At 50.4% G+C, this 3,999-nt stretch carries 4 protein-coding genes; 1 reads left to right on the top strand and 3 read right to left on the bottom strand.

The genetic code is table 11. The annotated features are described in order from the left end of the window. Positions 1-157: 157 nt before the first annotated feature. Positions 158-1,804 carry a hypothetical protein gene (locus tag AC1DYX_RS28810; protein WP_477265285.1) on the bottom strand — a complete coding sequence of 549 codons (1,647 nt, stop codon included), beginning with the start codon at positions 1,802-1,804 and terminating at the stop codon, positions 158-160. 324 nt (positions 1,805-2,128) lie between these two features. Here AC1DYX_RS28810 and AC1DYX_RS28805 point away from each other — a divergent pair, with 324 nt between their 5' ends. Then, complete coding sequence (locus tag AC1DYX_RS28805; protein WP_477265283.1) at positions 2,129-3,163, top strand: IS630 family transposase; 1,035 nt, start codon at positions 2,129-2,131, stop codon at positions 3,161-3,163. A gap of 250 nt (positions 3,164-3,413) precedes the next feature. Here AC1DYX_RS28805 and AC1DYX_RS28800 read toward each other — a convergent pair whose 3' ends face one another. Further along, entirely contained in the window at positions 3,414-3,626 is a 213-nt protein-coding gene (locus AC1DYX_RS28800; protein ID WP_029757390.1) for a hypothetical protein, read from the bottom strand. Then, the coding region (locus AC1DYX_RS28795; RefSeq protein WP_477265280.1) for a DUF2092 domain-containing protein at positions 3,623-3,999 on the bottom strand (377 nt) is incomplete at its 5' end. The genes AC1DYX_RS28795 and AC1DYX_RS28800, both read right to left, overlap by 4 nt.

The raw sequence follows: 3,999 nt of genomic DNA, 5'->3' as shown, positions 1-3,999 counted from the left end.
ACACTCCTCTGGTCTAAACACAGCCCGCACGTGCGGGCTGTGTCTGTTTACATCTTCCTCGCCTTGCTCGTCCACCAACCTCCTCCRCTGACGTCCGTACATTTAGAGTGGGTAAATATACAGAAAAGTTCCAGCTTACCGCCATATTTTCCTACAATTATATATAAGAAAAATCGGAGACATTAACACCGAACTGCTTATATATGAACTTGCGCACCTCTACACGAAGTTCTTCTGGATCATCGAGCTGAATTAGCCATTTGTAATCTATATTAAACCCCCCTTCATTATAAATCCACTGACGCATGAAATCATACCCCATAACTGCTCCATAGAAATTATTGAATGCCTCGTTAACTGCCTCATTCGTGCAGCCTTGAATTTCTCTTGGAACAATCGTATCACTATTACCCTGATCCGAATACAGAGCCAAATTCTTAAGCCATAAAGCATTATATTCATCTTTTGTTTTTGTTCCTGCTAGCCATGCACCGGGCCAACAGAAGAAATGGGGGGCGCTTGATTTATCTTTACAAAAGGAAATTAATTCGGAAAGCAGTATTCTTGTGGCCGGATTTGGCGCCCCGAATTTAAACTCCTTATGTTCGGTCATTAGCCGAAAAACCTCTTCACTCCTGTCTTCCCAGGAGGAAATTTCCAAGGCGATTTCGTAGGGACTCGAATAGCCGCACGCATCACATATTTGCCCTGCGGCCACAATGTATTCTTCTTTAGTATAATTTTTAATAAACTCCTTAAGATGAGGAAGATCGACGGCAATCGCCCCACATAAAATCATAAACCTATATCCAGGATCTACTTCTTTATGGAAGTTTTCGTAATCTCGGATCTGCTTTAAGAAACCTTCATCTGGATTAAGGGCGATATCACATAGAAGAAGAAAGAGGGCGATTAACGGATCATTCATATCCATGGGCTCTCCCACCCCAATTCTACTGAGAAAAAAATCAAAAGCACGGCCATATTCGGCTTTAAAATAACCTTGGTCTCTAGCTGACGCCAGACTTAGTCCACCTTTTCCAAAGCATAAGTACTGAAGTTGGATCATTCGAGCTTGGCCTTCCAAGATATCAATTAATCCAACCTGCGTTAGGCATATGGGTGAACCATAATAATGACCCGTTATTTCGCGTGCTCGGCAATCTGCAAAATTGTCTTCCCAGCCCTCCGTTTCCGGAAATATGATTTTTTTCTTATCGATATTGAATGCGATATCATTGACCACGTGGGAGTATGCGATCCAAGTGCAATGTGCTACGGATTCAAAATATGGATGTTGAGCGATGCTTCTCAAAATCTCAGAGTTATAAGTCTGAGCAAGAAAGAACTCAATATCCAAAAAGTTGTTGATGATCGTATTACTCAGGAATTCCGCTCTTGTGCCTGAATATTCTCCACGTCGCTGCGCCGCGTCCCACCATTTAAAAACTGGCTTTATCGGCCCAGTAATCGAGGTGAGTTCTTTTAAGTGATCCATGTTGACGTGACTAAAAGCAAGATAGACAGAGCTTCGAATAAATCCGCTAATTGATCCTTTATGCTGCCACCAATGAATATTTTCGTGTACATACGTAGAATATGCCTGAATTACCTTTTCACCAACTTCAGAGATGCGAACAATCTGCTTGCCCTCTAGTGTTTTCATCAATTGGTGATTAAGTGGACTCAGTCGAAGAACGAATTGACGTGAATGATATAGACCATGCGCGTTCATACAAGCATTGAAGGTTGCGGGGGAAACCAGCTCATCTTTTGAGTTAAAAACTTCCCGATCAATTTTCATTTAATCTCCTTTACGAATAGCGATCATTTGGTCAGTTAAGAAAAACTTGAGCTCCGCGTTTTGGATGGTTGAACGAATGTTCGAAGTCGACCATTGTGCAGCGTAGTTGTGATTCGCATAGTTCTGCCGTCCAGTAGTTCTCTTGCAAATAAAACACTTTACGCGACTTTTTGATGGGAGTCGAGTCACCGCAAGGCCCAAATTGGCCTTTGTTGACGGAGGTCGAGGCTATGTAGCTACCGATGCGCTTGCCGTCACGGCAAAGATGAGTGAGACGATTACTAACCTTCTAGAAAGTAGTCCCAGCTCCTGTATACTGCTTGAATGAAATTCAAACGAACTTCTGACGGCCGTAAACTGGATCACCACACGCTTCAGGTATTGCGCCAACAAGCGGTCAAGGCTGTGCGCGAAGGCCAGGCTGTAGCGGACGTGGCCAACGCGTTCGGTCTGAATATCCGCACCGTGTATGACTGGCTGGCGAAGTTCGCGGACGGCGGCCAAAACGCCTTGCTGGCGAAGCCGATTCCTGGCCGTCCGCCGAAGATCAGCGCAGAGGAAATGCGGTGGATTGCCCGGGCTGTGAAGGACAATACGCCGCAGCAGTTCAAGTTCGAGTTTGGCCTGTGGACGCTGTCGCTGTTGCGCGAATTGATCAACCGTGAGTTTGGAAAAACGCTGTCGTTGGAGTCGGTTCGGCGCGTGATGAAATTGCTCGGCTTCTCCGCGCAGAAACCGCTGTACCAGGCTTGGCAGCAAGATCCGGCGCGGGTCCGGCAGTGGGAAGGCGAAACGTACCTGGCCATCAAAGCGGAAGCGAAAGCCACCGGCGCGAACATCTATTTCGCTGACGAAGCCGGCATTCGATCCGACTACCACACCGGCACGACATGGGCGCCAGTCGGCGAAACGCCGGTGGTGTCAGTGACTGGACGTTGCTTCTCTTTCAACATGATTTCAGCAGTGAGTCCACGCCGCGATTTCCGATTCATGATCCATGAGGGTACGGTCGATGCATTCGTGTTCAAAGAGTTCCTCAAGCGCTTGATGATCGGTGCTACCAGGCCTGTCTTTGTCATCGTCGATGGCCATTCGATTCACAAGTCCAAGCTCGTCCGTGAATATGTCGACAGCCTCGATGGCATGCTCAAGCTGTTCTATCTGCCGCCGTATTCGCCGCACCTCAATCCCGATGAGCAGGTGTGGGCCCGCGTGAAGCGTCAGGTCAGCAAGCAATTCGTGCAAGAGAAGGCGGACATGAAGAAGCTTGCGCTTGGCGCCTTGCGGCGCATTCAAAAACTGCCGGGCTTGGTCAAGTCGTTCTTCCAGCAGCAAGAGGCTCGGTACGGTGCTGACTAATGGGATTACTTTCTAGAAGGTTAGTACCATGGCGCTTTCGGCTTCAGTTGGGTTCTGGCGCGAGACGATCGGGTGCCTGAATATCTCGGTCATCGGTATTCCGAAAGTCGAGGTGAGCTCAGAAATTAGCCAATGAAGCGACACGTTTTGCTGAGCATTCACCATTTTATAGATGTCACTATGTTGAAAAGGAAGGCACGCTCACGCTGAGCCAGCAGGCGCTCATCGACGTGCGGGCATCGATGGACGCTCAACAATAATAGACGCCGGCCGCGCAACGCCTTGCCGTGCGGCGCGCCACACCGGCATAGCTGACGGGCGTCAGCGGACGCCCGACCACGGCCGCGGCCGGCGTCACGAAACTGGCCGCGTGACGGATGCCGGCCTGCCGGGCCACCTCGAGCGCCAGCACCAGTGCAAGCAGCGCCAGCAGGCCCGGCCCGAACCGCTTCAGTATCTTCATGGGTGTCCTTTCGCCAAGTTGCCTGCGGGTTTGAAGATGCCCGGAATATCGCTCAGTTCCTGGACTTTTTCCGGTGTGAGCTTTTGCGCGCCCGCCGGGATCGCCACCTTGAACGCATCGGCGGCCACCGCCGTGCCGGTCTTCCACGACCAGATGTCGAGGCTGTATTCCGGCGCCCCGGCCACCTTCGTGCTCGTGATGGTGTAGCGGCAGGGATACGGGTTCGGTCCCTGGGCGATCCAGATCTGCCAGTCGACCTCGAGCGTGCGGAAAGCGAGATGGTCGCATTCCACGCCGTGGATGACGCCGCTGCCGAGGTCCTTCACGTCGGTCACCTCGGGCATCAATTCCTTGTACGGGTCCGCCATCAACA

The sequence above is a fragment of the Massilia sp. P2_C2 genome (assembly GCF_056404615.1).
The sequence above is the reverse complement of the archived record's forward strand: the minus strand, read 5'-3'. Positions and strand labels throughout refer to the sequence as shown.

Coding starts and splice junctions, on each gene's coding strand:
- AC1DYX_RS28810 (WP_477265285.1), bottom strand. CDS start 1,804: ATGAAAATTGATCGGGAAGTTTTTAACTCAAAAGATGAGCTGGTTTCC.
- AC1DYX_RS28805 (WP_477265283.1), top strand. CDS start 2,129: ATGAAATTCAAACGAACTTCTGACGGCCGTAAACTGGATCACCACACG.
- AC1DYX_RS28800 (WP_029757390.1), bottom strand. CDS start 3,626: ATGAAGATACTGAAGCGGTTCGGGCCGGGCCTGCTGGCGCTGCTTGCA.